The organism is Mycobacterium sp. ITM-2016-00317, assembly GCF_002968295.1.
Classification (GTDB): domain Bacteria; phylum Actinomycetota; class Actinomycetes; order Mycobacteriales; family Mycobacteriaceae; genus Mycobacterium.
This window is the reverse complement of the sequence record NZ_CP134399.1, coordinates 5421499-5445233: the sequence shown is the minus strand read 5'-3', so window position 1 is coordinate 5445233 and position 23735 is coordinate 5421499. Positions and strand designations below refer to the sequence as shown.

Annotated in this window: 17 protein-coding genes and 3 pseudogenes; 9 read left to right on the top strand and 11 right to left on the bottom strand. The window is 69.3% G+C overall.

Features of this window, described 5'->3' with window-relative positions:
• Window positions 1-31 precede the first annotated feature (31 nt).
• The 10 genes and pseudogenes from C6A87_RS26035 to C6A87_RS25990 all read right to left on the bottom strand — a co-directional run bounded on the left by C6A87_RS26035 (window position 32) and on the right by C6A87_RS25990 (window position 13748).
• Window positions 32-3268: an NAD-glutamate dehydrogenase domain-containing protein gene (locus C6A87_RS26035; RefSeq protein WP_311114879.1), complete on the bottom strand. Its 3237-nt coding sequence runs from the start codon at window positions 3266-3268 to the stop codon at window positions 32-34.
• Between the two features lie 135 nt (window positions 3269-3403).
• Window positions 3404-5214, bottom strand: a pseudogene (leuA, locus tag C6A87_RS26030) (2-isopropylmalate synthase).
• A 229-nt stretch (window positions 5215-5443) separates the two neighbouring features.
• Window positions 5444-6103, bottom strand: coding sequence for an XRE family transcriptional regulator (locus C6A87_RS26025; RefSeq protein ID WP_311114878.1), 660 nt, complete (start codon window positions 6101-6103; stop codon window positions 5444-5446).
• 11 nt (window positions 6104-6114) lie between these two features.
• Window positions 6115-7319, bottom strand: a pseudogene (locus tag C6A87_RS26020) (NAD(P)/FAD-dependent oxidoreductase).
• A gap of 31 nt (window positions 7320-7350) precedes the next feature.
• Window positions 7351-8721: an FMN-binding glutamate synthase family protein gene (locus C6A87_RS26015; protein ID WP_311114877.1), complete on the bottom strand. Its 1371-nt coding sequence runs from the start codon at window positions 8719-8721 to the stop codon at window positions 7351-7353.
• The gene (locus C6A87_RS26010; protein WP_311114876.1) at window positions 8721-9416 is read right to left on the bottom strand and encodes a protein glxC; all 696 of its coding nucleotides are present in this window, start codon (window positions 9414-9416) and stop codon (window positions 8721-8723) included. Before C6A87_RS26010 ends, C6A87_RS26015 begins: the two co-directional genes overlap by 1 nt.
• A complete protein-coding gene (locus C6A87_RS26005) occupies window positions 9404-10312 on the bottom strand; it encodes a glutamine amidotransferase (protein WP_311114875.1) in 909 nt (302 codons plus the stop codon). Before C6A87_RS26005 ends, C6A87_RS26010 begins: the two co-directional genes overlap by 13 nt.
• Window positions 10313-10346: 34 nt before the next feature.
• Complete coding sequence (glnT, locus tag C6A87_RS26000) at window positions 10347-11654, bottom strand: type III glutamate--ammonia ligase (RefSeq protein WP_311114874.1); 1308 nt, start codon at window positions 11652-11654, stop codon at window positions 10347-10349.
• A gap of 107 nt (window positions 11655-11761) precedes the next feature.
• A complete protein-coding gene (locus C6A87_RS25995; RefSeq protein ID WP_311114873.1) occupies window positions 11762-13015 on the bottom strand; it encodes an ammonium transporter in 1254 nt (417 codons plus the stop codon).
• Window positions 13016-13152: 137 nt separating this feature from the next.
• Window positions 13153-13748 (bottom strand): annotated as a pseudogene (locus tag C6A87_RS25990) (nitroreductase family protein).
• Between the two features lie 98 nt (window positions 13749-13846).
• Here C6A87_RS25990 and C6A87_RS25985 point away from each other — a divergent pair.
• From C6A87_RS25985 to C6A87_RS25970, 4 genes are all read left to right on the top strand, one after another.
• Window positions 13847-15112, top strand: a complete 1266-nt coding sequence (locus C6A87_RS25985) for an aspartate kinase (RefSeq protein WP_003931839.1) — start codon at window positions 13847-13849, stop codon at window positions 15110-15112.
• A gap of 32 nt (window positions 15113-15144) precedes the next feature.
• A complete protein-coding gene (locus tag C6A87_RS25980) occupies window positions 15145-16179 on the top strand; it encodes an aspartate-semialdehyde dehydrogenase (RefSeq protein ID WP_311114872.1) in 1035 nt (344 codons plus the stop codon).
• A 39-nt stretch (window positions 16180-16218) separates the two neighbouring features.
• A complete protein-coding gene (locus tag C6A87_RS25975; protein WP_396837126.1) occupies window positions 16219-17292 on the top strand; it encodes a DUF4185 domain-containing protein in 1074 nt (357 codons plus the stop codon).
• 85 nt (window positions 17293-17377) lie between these two features.
• Window positions 17378-19072, top strand: coding sequence for a dihydroxyacetone kinase subunit DhaK (locus C6A87_RS25970; RefSeq protein ID WP_311114870.1), 1695 nt, complete (start codon window positions 17378-17380; stop codon window positions 19070-19072).
• A 3-nt stretch (window positions 19073-19075) separates the two neighbouring features.
• Here the strand turns inward: C6A87_RS25970 and C6A87_RS25965 are convergent, their stop codons facing one another.
• Entirely contained in the window at window positions 19076-20038 is a 963-nt protein-coding gene (locus tag C6A87_RS25965; RefSeq protein WP_311114869.1) for an NmrA family NAD(P)-binding protein, read from the bottom strand.
• Window positions 20039-20132: 94 nt separating this feature from the next.
• On the opposite strand from C6A87_RS25965, the gene C6A87_RS25960 reads away from it, so the two are divergent.
• The 5 genes from C6A87_RS25960 to C6A87_RS25940 all read left to right on the top strand — a co-directional run bounded on the left by C6A87_RS25960 (window position 20133) and on the right by C6A87_RS25940 (window position 23700).
• A complete protein-coding gene (locus tag C6A87_RS25960) occupies window positions 20133-20618 on the top strand; it encodes a MarR family winged helix-turn-helix transcriptional regulator (RefSeq protein ID WP_311114868.1) in 486 nt (161 codons plus the stop codon).
• A gap of 56 nt (window positions 20619-20674) precedes the next feature.
• A complete protein-coding gene (locus C6A87_RS25955; RefSeq protein WP_311114867.1) occupies window positions 20675-21046 on the top strand; it encodes a hypothetical protein in 372 nt (123 codons plus the stop codon).
• Window positions 21047-21143: 97 nt separating this feature from the next.
• The gene (locus C6A87_RS25950) at window positions 21144-22586 is read left to right on the top strand and encodes a catalase (RefSeq protein WP_311114866.1); all 1443 of its coding nucleotides are present in this window, start codon (window positions 21144-21146) and stop codon (window positions 22584-22586) included.
• Between the two features lie 42 nt (window positions 22587-22628).
• On the top strand, window positions 22629-23057 hold the full coding sequence (locus C6A87_RS25945) for an organic hydroperoxide resistance protein (RefSeq protein WP_311114865.1): 429 nt from the start codon (window positions 22629-22631) through the stop codon (window positions 23055-23057).
• Between the two features lie 4 nt (window positions 23058-23061).
• Window positions 23062-23700, top strand: a complete 639-nt coding sequence (locus C6A87_RS25940) for a sensor domain-containing protein (protein ID WP_311114864.1) — start codon at window positions 23062-23064, stop codon at window positions 23698-23700.
• Window positions 23701-23735 lie beyond the last annotated feature (35 nt).

The window sequence follows — 23735 nt, the reverse complement described above, 5'->3', positions numbered from 1 at the left end:
GCTCCAGCGTCGGGGTGGTGTGCAGCCCGGCTCACTCTCCGTTCGTGGTGAGCCGACGCAGCTGCGCGGTCGCCACCGACAGCACGGCCAAGCCAGGGTCCTCCGTGTGCCGGAAGTCGTGCAGCGTGCGGCGCGCACGTGCGATCCGGGGCCGGTTGTGGGACTCGAACTCCTCGATGATGTCGACGTTGTCGGTGTGCGGGCCGACCAGACGGTAGACGTCGAGCGCCAGCTCGCGCAGCGACCGGTAGAGGTCTTCGCGTAACGCCAACCGCGCCAGCGCCTTCCACCGTCCGTCCCTGGGCAGCTGCGACACCGCCAGCAACAGGGTGTCGACACCGAGATGCGCGGACAGCTCAAAGTAGATGTGCGCCAGTCTGGTCGCATCCTCGTTGTGCGCCCACGCCATGTCGTTGATGTCCAACAGGCTGTAGGCGTACAGCGACTCGCCGATCCTGCGGGCCACGTCGATCGGCACACCGTGCGCGACGTAACCGTCCTGGATCGCGGCGGCGGTGGCGCGTTCACCGCCGCGGAGCATCTCGCTCAGCTTGCCCCGCAACGTCGCCACCGCCTGGAACCGGGCCACTTCGTCCTCGATCGCCAGCGGCTGCGGCCTGTTGGAGAGAAACCACCGTGCGGCACGGTCGAGCAGCCGCCTCGCTTCGATGACCAGTTCGTCGGTCAGCGCCGGCGACAGGTGTGCGGAGTGGATGTCGTGCCACAGTGCGTCGAGCTCGAAGACCTCCGAGGCGATGGCGTGCGCGCGCACGATCTCGGCGGTGGTGGCGCCGGTCTCCTCGGCGAGCCGGAACGCGAACGTCAGGCCCGAGGTGGCCAGCACGTGGTTGGTCACGGTCGTGGCGATGATCTCCCGCCGCAGCGGGTGTTCGGTCAGTTGCGCGCCCATCCGCCGGCGCAGCGTGGCCGGGAAGTAGCGGTGCAGCGCGGCGGTGAAATAGGGGTCGTCGAACCCTTCGCCGTCCAGCAGGTCGGCTTTGAGCGCGAGCTTGGTGTGCGCCATCAACGTCGCGAGCTGCGGGCGGGTCAGCCCTTCTCCGCACTTGACCAGATCGGCGAACTCCTCTGCGCTGGGCAGATGTTCGCGCTCGCGGTGGAGTCCGCGGTCGCGCTCCAGCGCGGCCGTCATCCGGGCGTGCACGGACACCATCTGTGCCGCGTTGCAGCGAGCCTCACGCAGCAGACGGTTGTGCGCGAGGTTGTTGGCCAGCACGTGCGCAGCGACCTCATCGGTCATCTCGGCCAGCAGCGCGTTGCGGGTGGAGTCGGGATGGCGGCCCGCGAGCAGGATCTTCAGGTTGACCTCGTGGTCCGAGCAGTCCACACCCGCCGCGTTGTCGATGGCGTCGGTGTTGAGGTGTCCACCGTGGCGGGCGAATTCGATGCGGCCGCGCGGAGACACGCCGAGATTGCCGCCCTCGACGATGACCCGGGCGCGAACGTCGCGGGCGTCGACACGCACGCCGTCGTTGACCTTGTCTCCGACGTCGGCGTGCTGCTCGTCGCCGGCTTTGACGTAGGTGCCGATGCCGCCGTTGAACAGCAGATCGACCGGTGCACGCAGGATGTGGCCGACGAGCTCGTTCGGGGTGATCCCGCTCGTCCTGTCGTCGATGCCCAGAGCTCGGCGCATCTGGGCGGAGACCGGGATCGTCTTGGCGGTGCGCGGCCACACGCCGCCGCCGGCGCTGATCAGGGCGCGGTCGTAGTCGTCCCAGCTCGAGCGCGGCAGGGCGAACAGGCGCTCGCGCTCGCGGTGGGCAGGCCCGGCCGGCGGATCCGGGTCGACGAAGATGTGGCGGTGGTCGAAGGCGGCGACCAGCCTGATGCCGCGCCGCAACAGCATGCCGTTTCCGAACACGTCGCCGCTCATGTCGCCGATTCCCACCACTCGGAATTCGTCTCGGGTGGAGTCGATTCCGAGTTCTTCGAGGTGGCTGTCACCGCTGACCCAGGCGCCGCGCGCGGTGATGCCCATGGCCTTGTGGTCGTAACCGGCGGACCCGCCGGACGCGAACGCGTCGCCCAGCCAGTACCCGCGGTCGAGTGCGACCGCGTTGGCCAGGTCGGAGAACGTCGCCGTCCCCTTGTCCGCCGCCACCACCAGATACGGGTCCGCCCCGTCGTGGCACACCACCCCCTCGGGAGTGGGATCGGTGTCGCCTGCGGCGTTGTCGACGACGTCGAGCAGAGCGGACACGAACTGCTTGTAGCAGCGCATCCCGTCGGTGCGCGACGGCGACGGGGACTTCACGACGAAGACGCCCTTGGCGCCGGCGGGCACGATCATCACGTTCTTCACCGCCTGGGCCTTGACCAGTCCCAGGACCTCGGTGCGGTAGTCGTCGTGGCGGTCGGACCAGCGCAGCCCACCGCGGGCCACCAGGCCGTAGCGCAGGTGAAGACCCTCGAAATCCGGTGAGTAGACGAAGATCTCGGATACCGGGCGCGGATGCGGCAGCTCGTCGATATGCGGTGCGTCCAGCTTGTGCACCAGATAGGGGGCGTTCGGGCCCAGCGTCTCGGGGGCGAACGCGTTGGTGCGCACGGTCGAGTTCACCAGGTTGCGGTACGCGCGCAGGATGCGGTCGGCGTCGATGTGCAGCAACCGGTCGATCTCGGTGGTGAGCCGCTCGTCGGCGGCGGCGATGCCGGCGGCCCGTGCGGCGTTGCGGGCGGCGCTCGCGCCGCAACCGAAGCGGGCCTCGAACAACCTCACCACCGCCGTGGTGGCCTCGGGGTGTTCGAGCAGTACCTGTTGAATTCTGTTCTGCCCGTACGGCAGCGGCAGCTGTCGCAGGTACCGGCTGTAGCTGCGCAGGACCGCGACCTGTCGCCAGTCGAGTCCGGCGGTGGGGATCAGCGCGTTGAACCGGTCGGCCTCGGCGCGGCCGGACCAGATCGCCCGGAACGTCTCGCAGATCCGGTCGTCGGCCTGGGCCCAGTCCCGGGCGAACCCCCGCGCCCCGTCGGTGTCCGGATCCAGGAAGAGTTCATAGACGTGGCAGAGGGATCCGTCCGGGCGCGCCCAGGTGGTGGTGTGCTCGTTGATGACCTCGAGGTCCATGCTCTGCAGCGCGGGCAGCATCCGGCGCAGCGGCACCGGCTGAGCCGACGCCAGCACGAACCGCAGCGGACTGTGTGACTCGGGGCGATCGGGATTCTCGTGGCGCACACCCACGACGATCGCGACACCTGCCAACGAGTTCAGCCCTTCGGCGTTGAAGAACGAAACTGGGGACGACACCGATTCCTCCTGCTCAGGCCACGTTGCCCGTTTTCGGGCAGCGTGGCTATGAGTCTGGAGGGTGCACACGCCTCATTGGTCGAGCACTACGTCAACAGACCGGCCATACCGGTGACACTGTGTAACGGTCAGGGGCTACTGACGGGCCGCCCGGTTGACCGCCGACACCACGGCGCGCAGCGACGCGGTCGTGATCGACGTGGCGATCCCGACGCCCCACACCGTCTTGCCGCCGACCTCGGCTTCGACGTAGGCGGCGGCCTGAGCCTCTTCACCGGCCGACATCGCGTGCTCGGAGTAGTCGAGCACGTTGACCCGAATGCCCAGCGCGCCCAATGCATCACAGAACGCGGCCAGCGGACCGTTGCCTGCGCCGACGATCTCGCGTTCCTCGCCGTTGATCTTGACCACCGCGGTGATGGTGTCGGTGCCGCCGTCGACCTCGGCCGCGTCCACCTTCTGCCGCATCCGCTCCAGCGGGGTCACCGGCGCCAGGTACTCCTCGTGGAACGCGTCCCACATCTCCTTGGGCGACACCTCGCCGCCCTCACCGTCGGTGATCTTCTGGATGGCCTGACTGAACTCGATCTGCAGCCGCCTCGGCAGCGCCAGACCGTGGTCGGCCTTCATGATGTAGGCGACGCCGCCCTTGCCCGACTGCGAGTTCACCCGGATCACGGCCTCGTAGGTGCGGCCGACGTCCTTCGGGTCGATCGGCAGGTACGGCACCTGCCACAGGATGTCGTCGACATCCGAATCGGCTTCGTCCGCAGCGACTTTCATCGCGTCCAGGCCCTTGTTGATGGCGTCCTGGTGGCTGCCGGAGAACGCGGTGTAGACCAGATCGCCGCCGTAGGGATGTCGTTCGTGCACCGGCAGCTGGTTGCAGTACTCGACGGTGCGGCGGATCTCGTCGATGTTGGAGAAGTCGATCTGCGGATCGACGCCGCGGGAGAACAGGTTCATGCCCAGCGTGACCAGGCAGACGTTGCCGGTGCGCTCGCCATTGCCGAACAGGCAGCCCTCGATGCGGTCCGCACCCGCCGCATAGCCCAGTTCGGCTGCGGCGACCGCGGTTCCGCGGTCGTTGTGCGGGTGCAGGCTCAGGATGATCGAGTCCCGCGGGGACAGGTGGCGGTGCATCCACTCGATCGAGTCGGCGTAGACGTTCGGGGTGGCCATCTCGACGGTGGCCGGAGGTTGATGATCAGCGGCGCCTCGGGTGTCGGGGCGATCACCTCGGCCACGGTGTTGCACACCTCGACGGCGTACTCCAGCTCGGTGCCGGTGTAGGACTCGGGGGAGTACTCGAAGCGCCACAGCGTGTCCGGGTACTTCGCCGCCTCCTCGACGCACATCCGGGCGCCGTCGGTGGCGATCTTCTTCACCGCGTCGCGGTCGGCGCGGAACACCACGCGACGCTGCAGGATCGAGGTCGAGTTGTAGAAGTGCACGATCGCCCGGGGCGCGCCCTCACAGGCCTTGAAGGTGCGCTCGATCAGCTCGGGGCGGCACTGGGTCAGCACCTGGATGGTGACGTCGTCGGGGATGGCGCCCTGCTCGATGATCTCGCGGACGAAGTCGAAGTCGGTCTGGGACGCCGACGGGAAACCGACCTCGATCTCCTTGTAGCCCATCCGCACCAGCAGGTCGAACATGCGGCGCTTGCGGGCCGGGCTCATCGGGTCGATCAGCGCCTGGTTGCCGTCGCGCAGATCCACCGCGGCCCACATCGGCGCCGTGGCGATCTCCTTGTCCGGCCAGGTGCGGTCCGGCAGCCGGATGGGCTCGACCTCTTCGTCGAAACTGCGGTAGCGGTTGACCGGCATGGAGGAGCCGCGCTGGGTGTTCCAGGAGGGCTGGCCGGGATGGGGTGCACCCGCGGGGGTGCTGATGGTGCGTACCGAGCTGAAGGCATCGGTGCTCGGGTTGAAGTTCTCAGTCATTTCGGTGCTCCGGGTTTGTGGGGGATATCAGACCGGCGCATCGCGAAAGACCCGCGACGGGAGGCCAGTCTGGATCAGACCCCGTCGCGGCGTCCGAGAAGGAGCACCCGCTGCACGCAGGACACTCTACTCCGGGTCGTCTGTCGGCCAAAACCCGCGCCCACCCGCGCCGGAGTGCGCAGAGATCGCCGCCAGGGCCCTCAGCGCGATCTGTACGCCCTCTCGCGCGTCACACCTGGGCGTCTGGGAACGCGATCACCGACAGGAACCGGATCGGCACCTCGACGAGGTCGACCGGACCGTGAGCGCCCTCACCGTCGATCTGCAGCGAGTCGCCCGGGTGCAGCCGGTATACCGACCGGCTGTGGCTGTAATCCATGACACCTTCGAGCATGTAGATGAACTCGGTGCCGGGGTGCTGGAACAGCGGATAGGTCTGGCTCTTCTCCGACAGCGTCACCTTGAGGCACTCCAGTCGCTTGTGCTCGCCGCGCAGCGAACCCAGCAGCTGGTACTCGTGGCCCTCGCGGGTGCCCTCCCGCACGATGCGCGCCCCGGTGCCCGCTTTCACGAACGCAGCCGGGCGTTCGACGTCGGCGCCGCGGAACAGGCTGGTCACAGGCACGTCGAAGCCCTTCGCGAGCAGCGCGAGCGTGGACAGGCTGCACGAGGTCTGCGCGTTCTCGATCTTGCTCATCATGGCCTTGGAGATGCCAACCCGGGCGGCGGTCTCGGCGACGGTCAGGCCCTGCTGCTGGCGCAGCAGCCGCACATTGCGCCCGATCGCGGCCTCGATCTCGAGCTCCTCGACCGGCGCGGCGGGATCGCGGTCCCGGGCGGTGCCCGAGGTGTTGCGCAGCAGCGGTCCGTGGTCGTCGGCAGGGGTCACAGTTGTCCTGTCTAACGCATCTGGCCGGCCCCGAGGTACGGGTAGGGGGTCTTGAGCGGATCGCCCTCGGCGAACCGGGACCACCGGAAGTCCGAGGCCGGGATCCGGGAATCGCTGCTGTGGCCGTCTACGACGAGGTCGGCGACCAGCCGGCCCACGGCAGGGGAGATCTTGAAGCCGTGCCCGCTGAACCCGGCCGCGACGATCAGCCCGTCCAGCGGCGCGGCTGAGATGATCGGGTTCCAGTCCGGGGTGACGTCGTAGCAGCCCGCGTAGCTGGCGCGGATCGCGGCGTCAGGGAAGCCGGGGAAGCGGGTGCCGACCTTGTCGACGGTGACGTCGACGAAGTCGTCGGTGGCCCGGTTCAGGTAGTCGTCGGGGTCCGCCGGCTCGATCGCGTCGTAGCCGGGCAGGTCGCTGTTGCCGAACAGGATCTCCCCGCCGACCTCGGGGCGCACGTACTGCAGCGACACCAGATCGGAGAACACCGGCACGGGGCCGGTCGGGACGCCGGGGTCGATCATCACGATCTGCTCGCGGATGACCTTGATCGGCACGTCCATGCCGTAGGGCGCGAGGAACGGGCGGGTCCAGGCCCCGGTGGCGACGACGACCGTCCGGCCGAGATCTCGGCGCCGTCGGCGGTGCGCACCCCGGTCACCCGCTCACCGTCGACGAGCAGCTGCGTCACCGCGGCGCCTTGGCGCACCCGCACTCCGGCCGCGCGCGCCGCCATCGCGAACGCCTGCGCGGTCTGGTACGCGTCGCCGTATCCGCCGCGGCGCTCCCAGCCGAACGCCGCGAACGGCGTCAGGTCCGCGAACGGCCACAGCTTCGCGACCTCGGACTTGTCGATCTCCTCGGTCTCCACCCCGACGGCACGTTGCGCGGCAAGGCTTTTGCGCAGCGCGTCGACGTTCTGTTCGCCGACGCCGACCACGTAGCCGGTCTGGCGGAACCCGATGTCGAGTGCCTGATCGCCCAGAAGGTCCGGAGCGTTCTCGAACACCTCGAGGCCGTCGGCGGCCATCGCGGCCAGCGAGCTCACCCCGTAGTGGCACCGGATGATGCCGCTGGACTTGCCGGTCATCCCGGAGCCGACCGTGTTGCGTTCGACGACAACGACATCAGTGACGCCGCGCCGGCTCAGCGCCCACGCTGCCGCGGCTCCCTCCAGCCCGCCGCCGACGATGACGACGTCCGCGGTCTCGTTCATCACGGCCGTCTCCTCTTCGCGCAAGCGCTCATCACCAGGTGCCGCCTCGTCCCGGGATCCAGTCGGTGCCCGCCAGCGGAATCCTGGCCATCGCCGCGGCCTCGATGCTGACCGCGACCAGGTCGTCGGGCTCCAGATGGCAGACGTGGGACTTGCCGCAGGCACGCGCGATGGTCTGGGCCTCCATCGTCAGCACCCGCAGGTAGTTGGCCAGCCGGTGCCCGCCGGCGATCGGGTCGAAGCGCGCGGCCAGTTCCGGGTCCTGGGTGCTGATCCCCGCGGGATCCCTGCCGTCCTGGAAGTCGTCGAAGAAACCCGCTGCGCTGCCGAGCTTCTCGTACTCGGCGGCGTAGCGCGGATGGTTGTCGCCGAGCGCGATCAGCGCCGCGGTGCCGATCGCGACCGCGTCGGCGCCCAGCGCCAGCGCCTTGGCCACGTCCGCGCCGTTGCGGATGCCGCCCGAGACGATCAACTGCACTCCTTTTCTCCCCGTCGCTCCGCTCGCCCCGGCCCTGTGAACTCCCAGTTCCTGCAGCGCCTGCACCGCCTGCGGGATCGCGGCCAGCGTCGGGATCCCGACGTGCTCGATGAAGACCTCCTGGGTGGCGGCGGTGCCGCCCTGCATGCCGTCGACCACCACGACGTCGGCCCCGGCGTGCACCGCGAGCTTGACGTCGTAGTAGGTGCGGGTGGCGCCGACCTTCACGTAGATCGGTTTCTCCCAGTCTGTGAGCTCGCGCAGCTCGTTGATCTTGATGGTCAGATCATCGGGTCCGGTCCAGTCGGGATGGCGGCACGCCGAGCGCTGGTCGATGCCCTGGGGCAGGGTGCGCATGCCCGCGACCCGCTCGGAGATCTTCTGCCCCAGCAGCATTCCGCCGCCACCGGGTTTGGCGCCCTGCCCGAGCACCACCTCGATCGCGTCGGCCTTGCGCAGATCGTCCGGGTTCATCCCGTACCGCGACGGCAGGTACTGGTACACCAGGTACTTGCTCTGCCCGCGTTCCTCCGGGGTCATGCCGCCGTCACCGGTCGTGGTGGACGTGCCGACCTCGCTGGCACCGCGGCCGAGGGCCTCCTTGGCCGGACCGGACAGCGCGCCGAAGCTCATGCCCGCGATGGTGACCGGGATCTCCAGGTGCAGAGGGTGTTTGGCGAAGCGGTCGCCGAGCACCACGTCGGTGGCGCAGCGTTCCCGGTAGCCCTCCAGCGGGTAGCGCGACATCGACGCGCCGAGGAACAGCAGGTCGTCGAAATGGGGGAGCGGACGTTTGGCGCCCCAGCCGCGGATGTCGTAGATACCGGTGTCGGCGGCCCGCTGGATCGCCGCGATGGTGGCCCGGTCGAAGGTCGCCGATTCGCGCAGGCCGAGCCGCGCGCGGTCGTCAGGACTGTTGCTCATCAGTAGGCACCTGCATTGTCGACGTGGAAGTGGTACAGCGATCGGGCCGACCCGTACCGGGTGTAGGCGGTGGTGTCGTCACCCTCGAATCCCGCCGCCTTGAGCAGCATGGCGAGCTCTTGGTGGTGCTCGTCGCGCATCGGCTTGACGATGCAGTCCGCCCCGAGGGAGGCGACCTCGCCGCGCACGTACAGCCGGGCCTCGTAGATGGAGTCGCCGAGCGCCTCGCCCGCGTCGCCGCGCACGACCAGCCGCCCGGCCTGGGCCATGAACGCGCTCATGTGCCCGACGTCGCCGCCGACGACGATGTCGACGCCCTTCATCGAGATGCCGCACCGCGCGGCGGCGTTGCCCTCGATCACCAGCAGCCCGCCGTGCGCGGTGGCGCCGGCCGATTGCGACGCATCGCCTTTCACCCATACCGAGCCACTCATCATGTTCTCGGCCACACCGGTTCCGGCGTTGCCGTTGATGATCACGTCGGCGTGCTGGTTCATGCCCGCGGCGTAGTAGCCGACGTGACCCTCCACGGTGACGGTGACCGGCGCGTCGAGTCCGACCGCGACGTTGTGCGCCCCGGCCGGATGCTCGATGCGGAAGTCGCCGGTCAGCTCCGGCGCGTGCAGTGCGCCGTTGACCTCGCGCAGCGGAGTCGTCCGCAGGTCGAATGTCCTCGGATCGCTCACCTGCTCCATGCGTACACCACCTCGGGTTCGGGTTCCCAGATCCGCGCCTGCTCGACGCCGGGAAGCGCTGCCAGCGCGCGGTATTCACTGCCCATCGCCACCCAGTCGGCGGTCTCGGCGATCACCGCCGGCTTGCACGCGATCGCGTCGCGGACCACCGCGAACGAGTCGCGGTTGGAGACCAGCAGCGTGTAGAAGCCGTCGAAGGTGGCGCAGAGTTCCTTCAGTGCGCTCTCGACATCGCGGCCCTGCGCCAGCAGCCCGGCGATGAAGCGGGCGCCCACCTCGGTGTCGTTCTCGCTGTCGAACGTGACGCCCGCGGCGCGCAGTTCGCGGCGGATGGTGGCGTGGTTGGCGAAGGAGCCGTTGTGCACCATGCACTGGCCCGAGCCGACCGAGTACGGGTGGCAGCCGGCCGGCGTCACCGCCGACTCGGTGGCCATCCGGGTGTGCCCGACGCCCTGCCAGCCGTGCGCGGCGGTCAGGCCCCACCCGTCGGTGAGCTCGCGGGGGTGCCCGACGCCCTTGAGCACCGCGACGTCCGGGCCGAACCCGGCGACCAGCGCGTCAGGATAGGCCGAACGCAGCGCGGACAGCAGGAGCTCGGAGGCCACGTCCGCGGACAGCACGTGGCTGGCTCCGACGGCGACCCCCGAGACGTCACTTCCCAGCGCGGCGGCCACAGCGGCGGCGACCTGGTCGGCCTCCTCGGCGCGCCCGGTGCCGAGGTCGGCCACCGACACGCAACCGGCTCCCGGCGGCGACCACGCGGCGTTGCCGTAGACGGCGACCCCGGCCGAGTCGCTGCCGCGATCGCCCATCTCGCAGAGCATCCCGGTCAGCAGTTCCCCGAGCCGGGGGTACAGCTCGGGCGTCCGCAGATGCAACCCGACGATCCCGCACATGGCGCAATCCCTTTCCTGTGGAGGTGAATACGGCTCAGAAGGCCGTGAGGTACTGGTCGAGCTCCCACGGGCTGACCGAGCTGTGATAGGCGAAGAACTCCTCGCGTTTGACGCGCGCGAAGTACTCCGCGACGCCCGGGCCCGCGGTGTCGAGCACGCCGGTCACCACCGGGTCGGTCTCGAAATCCTCGATCGCGTGCAGCAGGGTGGGCGGCAGCGTCCGGGCGCTGACACCCTGCCCGACGGCGCCGGGATCGGTGCTGCGTTTGATGCCGTCGATCCCCGCGCCGAGCGCCGCCGCGATCGCCAGATACGGGTTGGCCGAACCGTCCCCGCCGCGCATCTCGATCCGGTCGGAGTCGGGGACGCGGATGTAGTGGGTGCGGTCGTTGCCGCCGTAGGTGGGCAGCCTGGGCGCCCAGGACGCGCCCGACGACGTCGACACCGCGCCGGTGCGCTTGTAGGAGTTGACGGTCGGGGCGACCACCGCCTGCAGCGCGCAGGCGTGGTCGAGGATGCCGCCGATGAACCCGTAGGCGGTGTCGGACAGGCCGAGCCCCCGGCCGTCCTCCTCGGCGGGGAACACCGGGGTGCCCGCGCTGGTCAGCGACAGGTGGAAGTGCAGGCCGCTGCCGGTCTTGTCGCCGAACGGCTTCGGCATGAAGGTGGCGATCATGCCGCGCTCGGCGGCGATCATCGACAGCAGGTAGCGCAGGGTGATCACCCGGTCGGCGGTGGTCAACGCGTCGGCGAACTCGAAGTTCTGCTCGAACTGGCCGTTGCCGTCCTCGTGGTCGTTGGCATAGTTGGACCAGCCCAGCTGATTCATCGCCGTCGATACGGCGGTCAGGTGGTCATACATCCGGGTGACCCCGCGGGCGTCGTAGCAGGGCTGGGCGGCGGTGTCGGCGGTGTCGGCGACCGCGACGCTGCCGTCGTCGTTGCGGGACAACAGGAAATACTCGACCTCGGCGCCCACCCACGGCTCGAACCCGGCATCCGCGCAGCGCTGGATCAGGGACTTGAGGATGACCCGGGGTGCATACGGCCACGGTTCCCCGCTGACGTGCGGGTCGCAGTGCACCAGCGCCAGGCCGTCCTTGACGAACGGGATCGGGGTGAACGACGCCGGATCGGGGATGGCCATCAGGTCCGGATCCTTGGGTTCCTGGCCCATCGCGCCCACCGCGTAGCCGGCGAAGCCGACGCCGTCGGTCGCGAGCAGGTCGATGGCCTCGACCGGCACCAGCTTGGCGCACGGCTTGCCGCGCAGGTCCACGAACAACGCGAGGATGAACTTCGTGCCGGATTGCTCGGCCAGAGTTGCCAGGTCAGAAGCCATTTCCAGTCCTTGTCTCTTGTTGTGAATCAAAGTATCACGCAAGGAAACCCACCGCACGGCGAACGCCCGGCGCAGGCACACACACCTGCACCGGGCGGCCTCCTCGCTCAGGCGGGTTGGATTTCGTAGGACGCCTCGCGGTGGAACGCCGCGTCGATGCCCTTCTCCTCGTCGTCAGGCGAAATGCGAATGCCGACAGTCTTTTTCAGCACGAAGGCGATCGCGAACGCGACGGCGAACGAGTACGCCATCACCGCGGCGGCCGCGACCGCCTGCTTGCCCAGCTGGTCGATGCCACCGCCGTAGAACAGGCCGTTGGTGGCGTTGGGCATGGTGTCGCTGGCCAGCAGCCCGATCAGCAGCGTGCCGATCACCCCGCCGACCAGGTGCACGCCGACCACGTCGAGCGAATCGTCGTACCCGAAGCGCTCTTTGAGGCCGACCGCGTACACGCAGACCGCGCCGGCGATGGCGCCGAGGACGATCGCGCCGACCGGGGTGACCGCGCCGCAGGCCGGGGTGATCGCCACCAGGCCGGTGATCGCCCCCGAGGCCGCCCCGACCCCGGTCACATGCCCGTCCTTGAACCGCTCGACCGTGATCCAGGCCAGCGTCGCGGCACAGGTCGCGACGAACGTCGTCACCATCACGATCGCCGCGGAGTTGCCCGCCGACAGCGCCGAGCCGCCGTTGAACGCATACCAGCCGGCCCACAGCAGGCCGGCGCCGAGCAGGGTCAGCGGCACGTTGTGCGGCCTGCGCAGCTGGCCGAAGGTCCGCGACTTGCCGAGCACGAGCGCAACCGCGAGCGCTGCGGCGCCGGCGTTGATGTGCACCGCGGTTCCGCCCGCGAAGTCCAGGGCGCCGAGCCGGTTGGCGATCCAACCGCCGACCGAGTCCTCGGTGACCACGCCGTCGAACGCGAACACCCAGTGCGCGACGGGGAAGTAGACGAGCACCGCCCACAGCGCCGCGAAGCCCATCCATGCGCTGAACTTCATCCGGTCGGCGACCGCGCCGGAGATCAGCGCGACGGTGATCGCGGCGAACAGCGCCTGGAACAGCGAGAACAGACTGACCGGCAGCCCGGCCACGGTGGTCATGGGTTCGGTCAGGTTGGTCATCCCGGCGAACTCGGTGAAGCTGCCGACGAAACCGCCGTAGCTCGTGCCGAACGCCATCGAGAAACCGAACAGCACCCACAGCACGCCGACGAGGGCGGCGGCGCCGAACGTCATCATCATCATGTTGGTGGAGCTTTTCACCGACACCATGCCGCCGTAGAACAACGCGAGGCCGGGGATCATCAGCGTGAGGCCGATGATGCAGCAGAGCATGAACGCGGTCGTCCCGGTATCCATAGACGTCCTCCTGCAAGTGTGCGGCTCCTGCGTGGAGCCGTTCACTGACAGTTACTGCCGTTTCTGTTAAAGGGATGGTCGCGCCGCGTTGCAGCCGCGTAACCAGCTGCTGGCAGCTGGCTGTGAGGGCCGCCGCCTCACGCTCCGGGCAGGTCGTCCCAGTTCAGCACGATGTCGCTCAGCGGCAGGCGGTGCCGGGGCTGCCGGTCGCGCTCGGCGATCTCCGGTGCGGTCAGCGCGGGGTCGGCGAGGTGACCGGCGGCGATCACGATCAGCGGCCGCAGCGTGGGCTCCAGCCGGAAGGCCTCGGCCGCGCCGGCCCGTCGAACCCCGCCATCGGGTGGGCGATCAGGCCGCGCGAGACCGCCTCGATGGTGATGTTGGCCATAGCCGCGCCGGCGTTGACCGCGGCGTAGCGCTGGGTTTTCTCATCGTCGCCGTCGTCGGCGCAGAGCAGGATCAACGCGCCGGCGGCCGCCGCATAGGCGTTGCCGCGCCGCAGCAGCGCGGCGATCGCGGTGAACGTCGCGTCCGCGCGCACCCCGACCACGAACCGGACCGGCTGCCGTCGTCCCCACGTCGGAGCCCATCGCGCGGCTTCCAGCAGCGCAAGCAGATCCTCCCGGGACAGGGCGGCCTCCGGGTCGAACGCGCGGGGGCTCCAGCGCTGGGCGATCGGCGGGTGAATCGGGACCGAGGTGTCGGCCGACCGATCGGCGGGCACGGCGGTCACACCCGGCAGGCTACCGGCGGGGAAAACCACGTGCGTATTACCTCTATCCTTTATGGGATCTCTCCCGCGGTTCGGAAACGGTATCGAAAGGTGCAGCAGTGGCGCTCGTCGTACAGAAATACGGCGGATCCTCGGTGTCCGACGCCGAGCGGATCCGTCGTGTGGCCGAGCGCATCGTGGAGACGAAGAAGGCGGGTCACGACGTCGTCGTGGTCGTCTCGGCGATGGGCGACACCACCGACGAGCTGCTCGACCTGGCCAAGCAGGTGTCGCCGGCCCCGCCGGCGCGCGAGCTGGACATGCTGCTCACCGCGGGTGAGCGCATCTCCAACGCGCTGGTCGCGATGGCGATCGAGTCCCTCGGCGCCGAGGCACGTTCGTTCACCGGCTCGCAGGCCGGCGTCATCACCACCGGTATCCACGGCAACGCGAAGATCATCGACGTCAACCCGGGCCGGCTCCGGGCCGCGCTCGACGAAGGCAAGATCGTGCTGGTCGCCGGCTTCCAGGGCGTCAGCCAGGACACCAAGGACGTCACCACCCTGGGCCGCGGCGGATCGGACACCACCGCGGTGGCGGTGGCCGCGGCGCTGAACGCCGACGTGTGCGAGATCTACACCGATGTGGACGGCATCTTCACCGCCGACCCGCGCATCGTGTCCAACGCCCGCCGCCTCGACACCGTCTCCTTCGAGGAGATGCTGGAGATGGCCGCCGCCGGAGCCAAGGTGCTGATGCTGCGCTGCGTCGAGTACGCGCGCCGGTACAACCTGCCCATTCACGTCCGGTCGTCGTACACCGACAGGCCGGGCACGCTCGTCAAAGGATCGATGGAGGACATCCCGATGGAAGACGCCATCCTCACCGGAGTTGCACATGACCGCGGCGAGGCGAAGGTGACGGTCGTCGGGCTGCCCGACGTGCCGGGCTACGCCGCCCGGGTGTTCCGCGCACTGGCCGATGTCGACGTCAACATCGACATGGTGCTGCAGAACATCTCGAAGGTCGAAGACGGCAAGACCGACATCACGTTCACCTGCTCCCGCGAGAGCGGGCCCGGCGCGGTGGAGAAGCTCACCGCGCTGCAGGACGAGATCGGCTTCACCCGCGTGCTCTACGACGACCTCATCGGCAAGGTGTCGCTGATCGGCGCCGGGATGCGGTCGCACCCCGGTGTGACGGCGACGTTCTGTGAGGCGCTGGCCAAGGCGGGCATCAACATCGACCTGATCTCCACCTCCGAGATTCGGATCTCGGTGCTGATCAAGGACACCGAACTCGACCGGGCGGTCGCGGCGCTGCACGAGGCGTTCGGCCTCGGCGGAGCGGAAGAGGCCGTCGTGTACGCGGGCACAGGCCGGTAACGATGGGGCGAGCGAAGCGACGGGAAAGATAAATGGTCAACATCGGTGTGGTCGGGGCGACCGGCCAGGTCGGTCAGGTGATGCGGAACCTGTTGGCGGAGCGCGATTTCCCGGCTGACGAGGTGCGGTTCTTCGCCTCGGCGCGGTCGGCGGGCAAGAAGCTGGAGTTCCGGGGGCGCGAGATCGAGGTCGAGGACGCCTCGACCGCCGATCCGGCCGGGCTGGACATCGCGCTGTTCTCGGCCGGCGCGACGATGTCGCGGGTGCAGGCGCCGCGGTTCGCCGCGGCAGGCGCGGTCGTCGTCGACAACTCGTCGGCCTGGCGCAAGGATCCCGACGTCCCGCTGGTGGTTTCCGAGGTGAACTTCCAGCGCGACGCGGGCAATAGGCCCAAGGGCATCATCGCCAACCCCAACTGCACGACCATGGCCGCGATGCCGGTGCTCAAGCCGTTGCACGACGAGGCCGGCCTGACGCGGCTGATCGTCTCGAGCTACCAGGCGGTTTCCGGCAGCGGCCTGGCCGGTGTGGAAGAGCTCGCCACCCAGGTGCGTGCTGTCATCGACGGCGCCGAGCAGCTGGTGCACGACGGCTCGGCGGTGCCGTTCCCGGCGCCGAACAAGTACGTCGCACCGATCGCGTTCAACGTCGTCCCGCTGGCCGGTTCGCTCGTCGACGACGGGTCCGGCGAGACCGACGAGGACCAGAAGCTGCGCAACGAGAGCCGCAAGATCCTGGGCATCCCCGACCTGCTGGTGTCGGGCACCTGCGTGCGCGTGCCGGTCTTCACCGGGCACTCGCTGTCGATCAACGCCGAGTTCGCCGAACCGCTGTCGGTGGCGCGGGCCACCGAGATCCTGCGCGACGCGCCGGGGGTGTCGCTGGTGGACGTGCCGACGCCGCTGGCCGCCGCGGGCGCCGACGACTCGCTGGTCGGCCGGATCCGCCAGGACCCGGGTGTGCCGGACGGGCGCGGGCTCGCGCTGTTCGTCTCGGGCGACAACCTCCGAAAAGGCGCGGCGCTCAACACGATCCAGATTGCCGAACTGCTGGCCGCCCAGTTGTAAGTGTTCCGCCGAAACTGCATTCCACGCGCGATCTTCGCGATTTTCGCCGCGTGGAATGCAAGTTCGGCGGGGGTGGCGAGTGCGACGCCGGTGGAGTTGCCTCCGCTGCTGCCCGGCCAGGTGCTGCGGGTCGGCCCGGTGGCCGGCACGGGCACCCCGACCGCCGACTACGGCATCGGGGCGACCGACCTCTGTGAGTTCATGTCGTTCCCGAGCGGGATCCTGCAGGTGTGCGGCGACAGCTTCGCCGGGCAGGGCGTCGGCTTCGGGGGCTGGTATTCGCCGATCGCGCTGCACGTGGTCGGCGATTCACTGGAGGACCCCGGCGGGGTGCGCTACGACGGGGTGATGGGCGTGTCGGCGCCGCTGCTGGCCGACCCGACACCGCCGGGCACCTCACAGCTGCCCGCCGGTGTCATCGAGATCAACCGCGAGAACTGGATGCTGGTGACCACCACCAGGGATCTGCGTCCCGAGAGCTCTCGTCTGGTCAAAGCGGTTGCCGGGCAGGCCAATTGGCAGACCGTTCCGGGGTCGGTCCGGGAGGCGGCCCATGCGGGCGGGCGGCAGTCGCAGATCAGCGGCTACTACGACCCGATTCCCACGGCCGAGTCGCCCCGCGGCTGGGTGTACATCGTGGCCAACAACTTCGACCGCAGCGGACCCGTCGTGCTCTACCGGGCCACGCCGCAGTCGTTCACCGACCGCGCCGCCTGGCAGGGGTGGACCGGGGTCGGGTGGGGCGGCGAGCCGGCGCCGCTGTGGGCCGACCGGGTCGGCGAGATGAGCGTGCGCCAGATCGACGGGCAGACGGTGCTGTCGTACTTCAACGCCACCACCGGGAACATGGAGATCCGGGTGGCCAACGCGCCGACGCAGCTGGGCACCGCGCCGGTGACGACGGTGGTGGTGGCCGCGCCGTGGCCGGAACGGGTGGAGGATCTGCCGCCCCCGCAGGACAATCGGCTGGCCCAGCCCTACGGCGGCTACCTCTCCCCGCGCTCCACCCCGGACGCGGTGCGGGTGTTCGTCAGCCAGTGGAACACCACGCCTCGCGGCGGCTCCCCGTACCGGGTGATCCAGTTCGCGGTGAACCCGATAAAGCCCTGGTGAGCAGTCGTTGCGGCGGCGAGGTTTGTCGAGGAAGGGTGCAGGACATGATGACGATGGGAATCGCCGACGGAGTAGGGAGTGGCCGATGACAGTGCTGTTCATCGCCGACAGGTCCAAGCGGGCGAGCGCGGGACTGTCCGGGCTGTCGATGACGGCAGGCGAGGGCGTCGAATACTGCAGCGAACCGCCCTTCCTCTACAACAGCCTGCCGGCCGAGGGCAGGCGGGTGGCTCTGGTCAGCGGTGGCGGCGCCGGGCATGAACCGATGCACGGCGGGTTCGTCGGTCGCGGCGGTCTGGACGCGGCGTGCCCGGGCGAGATCTTCACCTCGCCGCACAACCGCCAGATCTATGTGGCGTGCGGAAAGGTCGCGCTGCCCGACGGCGTGCTGCAGATCGTGAAGAACTACACCGGCGACGTCCTCAACTTCAACATCGCCGCCGAACGACTACGTGCCGACGGTATTCCGGTGGAGCAGGTGCTCGTCGACGACGACTGGGGCTCGCGCGACGCGGGGAAGGTGGGCCGCCGGGGCACCGCTGCCACGGTGATCGTAGAGAAGATTCTCGGCGCCGCCGCGGACGCGGGATGGTCGCTGTCGGAGTTGGCCGCGCTCGGGCGTGACATCGTCGCCCGGTCGCGCACGGTCGCGGTCGCGTCCGAGGCCCATCGCAGCCCCGGCGACGGGGACCGGGCGTTCGAGGTGTCGCCGGGGTCCCTGGAATTCGGGGTCGGCATCCACGGCGAGCCGGCGCGGGAGAGCATCGAGGCGTCGGACCTCGACGGGCTGGTCGACAGGATGGTCGACGCGCTCACCGCCGACCTGTCCGCGCCGGACGGGGTCCTGGTGCTCGTCAACGGTCTCGGCGGGACCGGGCAGCTGGAACTGCTGCACTTCGCCGACGCGGCGGCGCGGGCGCTGGACCAGCGCGACCTCGCGGTGCGCAGTCTGGTCACCGGTGCGTACTGCACGGCCCTGGACATGCGGGGTGTCAGCCTCACGGTCGTCGACGCCGACCCGGAATGGTTGCCGCACTGGTTCGCCGAGCACAGCACACCGGGGCTGCCCCGCCGGAGACCCTTTCCCGGGATCAGGGACATCGGCGGTACCGGGGACGACGGCGACGTGGCCGAGGATGCGTCGCCGTGGCTGCAGGACGTCGCGGACCAGGCCGAGCGCCTGCGCGACCGGTTCAACGCCCTGGATCAGGCGGCAGGCGACGGGGACTTCGGTGACAACCTCGCCTCTGGCGTGTCGTACGCCGCGCGGCGCGGAGAGGCCGACGACGATCTGGTGGCCGATCTGGGGCACCTCGCGTCGGCGTTCCTCGACGACGTCGGGGGAAGCAGCGGCCCGCTGCTCGGACTGGTGTTCGGCGGCATCTCGTCCCGCGCCGAGGACGCGCGAGGCGACGGGCTCGCCGCGGCGGTGCTCGCCGGGTTGGGTGACGCGTTGACCGCGGTCCAGCGGGCCGGCGGTGCGCAACGCGGCGATCGGACGCTGGTCGACGCGCTGGCCGCGGTCGTCGACGACGCCGAACGGCGCGGAGCCGAGGCGCTCGACGAGGCGTCGGTGCAGGCAGCCGTCGAGGCGGCCGCATCAACCGCGGACATGGTCCCCGGCCGGGGCCGGGCGGCCTATGTCGGCGAGCGGGCGATCGGCCACCCGGACGCCGGTGCGGTCGCGATCGCGTGGCTGTGCGCCACGCTGTGGCGGGCCGTCACCGGCGGCGGTTCCGACTCGGCGGACAACGCCCTTGAGGCGCTGCTACCCGAGTGACGGTCAGACGCGGATTTCGTTGGCGTGCAACGCCAGCCAGTCGCGGAAGGACAGTAGCTCGGGATTGAGCTCCCGTACCGCGGCCAGGTCCCGTGCTCCGGCGAAGTCCGCGGAGTTCTCCGCGTAGTACTGGAACATGTTGCCCATCTCGACCGCACCGGGGAAACCCTGGGCGCGGAAGTCGTCCCAGGAGACCGGGCGGTAGGACAGCGGCTCGCCTCGCGCATCGGCCAGCGCGGCGGCGTACTGCTCGCCGGTCAGGTGGTCGCCGGCGATACTGACTGTCCGGCCGACGAATTCGTCGCCCCGGCGGAAGATCCCCAATGCCGTCTTCCCGATGTCCGCGACCGCGATGGTCGACAGCCGCTGATCGGCCATCGGCAGCGTCAACACCAGCCGGTCCTCCTGGTCCCGCGTCGGCCCCATCGCGCCTGTGAAGCCCTCGAAGAACATCGTGGTGCGCAGGTAGGTCGTCGGCACGCCCTGCTCGGCGAAGAAGCTGTCCGCCTCGGCCTTGGCGTCGAAATGCGGGACCTTGTAACGGCCGTCGACGTTCGGCACGTGGTCGGTGTCGCCGAAATGGTCCCGGGTGTCTTCCAGCGTGGACCAGACGACGTGTGCCACCCCCGCCTGCTTGGCCGCCGCTGCGGCGTTGCGGGCCTGGGCGAGTTCCCGCTCGGCCGCCGTCCGGTCGTCCGACGGTTGCGGCTGCGCCCAGTAGTTCGTCACGACGAAGGCGCCGTGCGTCCCGTCGAATGCGTCGCGCAGGCCGGCGACGTCGTCGAGGTCTGCCTCCACGACGTCCGCGCCCGCCGCCGCGAGGGCGCGTGCCCTGTCCGATCCGGCGCTGCGTGTCAGCGCGCGCACTGCGAATGTTCCGGCGGGGTCGGACAGGATCGCTTCGGCCAGTCCGCCGCCCTGGGCTCCGGTGGCGCCCACCACTGCGATCGTCTTCCTGTCGGTCATGCTTGCTCCGATCCTCGTTAGGTTGATGTGTCAACTCCCTCCACCGTAGGCGCGTCGAGTTGATGCGTCAACCAACCGGGGTAGGGTCTCGACCATGGCGGAAACCGCGGGCCTCACCGAGGACGAGTTGACGGCGTGGCGAAGCTTCGTCGACATGCGCCACCTGCTGGAACGCCATCTCGTCGGCCACCTGCAGCGGGAGTTCGGGCTGTCGGACTCCGATTTCGAGATCCTGGTCAACCTGTCGGAGGCGCCGGCCGGGCGGCTGCGCTCGTCCGAGCTGGCGGAGATGACCCGGTGGGAGAAGAGCAGGCTGTCCCATCACCTCAGCCGGATGGAGAAACGCGGGCTGATCCGGCGTGACGCGTCGCAGGGCCGCTACCCCGACGTCGTCCTCACCCCGGCAGGCCGAACGGCCGTCGAAGCGGCCGCCCCGGCGAACGCGGCGCGCGTCCGGGAACTGTTCGTCGACGTCCTCGGCCCGGAACGCCTCGCCGCGCTGGGGGAGGCCTCGCGCGACGTCATCGCCGCGGTCACCACCCACATCGCCGGAGACTGCACCCTGACACCGAGCACATAGCTGATTCACAGCCCGCGCCTAACGCACACAGGGGATCAGCGCGAAGGATCGCCGGCATGACGGAAACCACGCCTGCAGAACCCGAAGCCACCACCGCGCCGATCCCCCGGCCTGCCTACGAACACCGCCCGCCCAGCCGGCTCACCAAGGCCGCCGCATGGGTCGGCATCGCCGCCGGGTCGGTGTTCATCGTCGCGGTGGTCTTCGGCTCCGGCGTCGTCGTCGGCAAGAGCCTCGGCGACGGCCCGCGCCACCCCCACCACGGCTACGGCGTAGCGGGCCATTCGGCTCCGCCGATGTCGCCGATGGGGCCGCGCGGCGGATTCGACCGCGCCCCCGGCTTCCCCGGCCCGTTCGGCTCCGGCGGGCCGGCGCTGAAGATCCCGCGTGAAGGCGGCACACCTTCTCCCACTCCCGTACGTCCCTGACGGATTTCGTGCTGGGGATGCTTTGCCCGACCTTCGGGTACCCGGGCATCGAAGGACGACGGCTCAGCCCGATGCCGTTCCTTCCCGAGGAGAAGACATGACCGACAAGTTCGCGACCACCGACGGCGGTGCGCCGTTCCCGAGCTTCGAGCACTCGCTGACCGTGGGATCCGACGGCCCGATCCTGCTGCAGGACCACTACCTGATCGAGCAGATGGCCAACTTCAACCGGGAACGCATCCCGGAGCGGCAACCGCACGCCAAAGGTGGCGGCGCCTTCGGACAGTTCGAGGTCACCCAGGACGTCTCCGCGTACACCAAGGCGGGGTTCCTGCAGCCGGGGGCGACGACCGAGATGGTCGCCCGGTTCTCGACGGTGGCCGGCGAGCGCGGCAGCCCGGACACCTGGCGTGATCCGCGCGGTTTCTCGCTGAAGTTCTACACCTCCGACGGCAACTTCGACATGGTCGGCAACAACACCCCGGTGTTCTTCGTACGTGACCCGATGAAGTTCCAGAACTTCATCCGCAGTCAGAAACGGATGGCGGCCAACAACCTTCGCGACCACCACATGCAGTGGGACTTCTGGACGCTGTCGCCCGAGTCGGCCCACCAGGTCACCTGGCTGATGGGGGACCGCGGCATCCCGAAGACGTGGCGAAACATGAACGGCTACTCCAGTCACACCTACAGCTGGCTCAACGACGCCGACGAGATGTTCTGGGTCAAGTACCACTTCAAGACCGACCAGGGCATCGACTTCCTGACCCAGGAGGACGCCGACCGGCTGGCCGGCGAGGACGCCGACTACCACCAGCGCGACCTGTACAACTCGATCGAGGGCGGCAACTTCCCGAGCTGGACGCTGCACGTGCAGCTCATGCCGTTCGAGGACGCGAAGACCTACCGGTTCAACCCGTTCGACCTGACCAAGGTGTGGCCGCACAGCGACTACCCGCTGCACGAGGTCGGCAGGATGACACTGAACCGCAACGTCGTGGACTACCACGCCCAGATCGAGCAGGCGGCGTTCGAACCGAACAACATCGTGCCCGGCACCGGGCTGAGCCCGGACAAGATGCTGCTGGCCCGCGGGTTCTCCTACGCCGACGCCCATCGCGCCCGACTCGGCGTGAACTACAAGCAGATTCCGGTCAACGAGCCCAAGACCGAGGTCCGCGCCTACAGCAAGGACGGCGCGATGCGCATCCGCAACGCCACCGACCCGGTGTACGCACCGAACTCGATGGGCGGGCCGGAGGCCGATCCGCGCCGGGCTTCCGAGGTGCACTGGGCCTCGGACGGCGACATGGTCCGCACCGCCTACGCGCTGCGCCCCGACGACGACGACTGGGGCCAGGCCGGCACCATGGTCCGTGAGGTCCTCGACGACGCCGCCCGGGAGCGGCTGGCGCACAACATCATCGGCCACGTGTCCGACGGGGTGAAGGAACCTGTGCTGTCCCGGGTGTTCGAGTACTGGCGCAACGTCGACGCCGACCTGGGCAAGAAGGTCGAGGAGGGGGTGCGCGGCGGCTGAAGTCACTCGGGCACTCCCGGTTCGGCTGGCATGATCGGGTGGATGAACATCGAAGTCGTCTACACCGCGGAGTCCACCGCGACCGGGGGTGGCCGCGACGGCCACGTGAAATCGACCGACGGGAAGCTCGATTTCGACACCCGTCCACCCAAGGAGATGGGTGGCAGTGGTGAAGGAGTCAATCCCGAGCTGCTGTTCTCGTCGGGGTACGCCGCCTGTTTCCTCGGCGCGCTGCAACTGGTCGCCAAGAACGAGAAGATCGCCCTCGACAACGCCAGCGGGATCACCGCCAGGGTGGGCATCGGCAAAGACCCCGAGGGCGGGTTCGGGCTGACGGCCGAGCTGATCGGCTACCTGCCCGGACTGGAGAAACAGGTCGCCGACGAGCTGATGGAGAAGGCGCACGGCGTCTGCCCGTATTCGAAGGCGACACGGGGCAACATCGACGTCAAGCTGTCGGCGAAGGTCTGACCGGATGCGTGCAGCAGTCGTGGCGGCGGCCGCGATGGTGCCGTTGGCGCTGGCCGCCCCGGCGTCCGCGCGCCCGTCGGACCCCGGCGTCGTGAACTACGCGGTGATGAGCAAGGGGTCGGTCGGCAACATCGTCGGCGCCCGGTTCGGGTTCGAATCGGTGTACACCAACCCGTTCCAGGCGTTCTACGTCGACAACCCGGTGTGCAACAACTGGGCCGACATCGGACTGCCGGAGGTGTACGGCGATCCCGACCTGGCGGCGTTCAACGGCGCCGTCGCCCACGAGTCGCCGTCCGACATGGCACATTTCGTCAAACAGGCGGTCGGCGTGTTCGCCACCACCGACGCCGCCGACCGCGCGTTCCACCGGGTGGTCGACCGGACTGTCGGCTGCAACGGCCAGACCACCGCGATGCATCTGGACAACTTCACCACCCAGGTGTGGACGTTCACCGGCGGCCCGGCCACCGCGACCGACGCGAACTGGGTGAAGCAGGAGGCCGGCACCGACCGGCGCTGCTTCGTCACGACACGCCTGCGGGAGAACGTTCTGCTGCAGGCCAAGGTCTGCCAGTCGGGCAACGGCGGCCCGGCGGTCGACGTGCTGGCCGGCGCGATGCAGAACACGTTGGGGCAATGATTTCGCCGCCTCGTCACCGTGATGTCACCGATTAA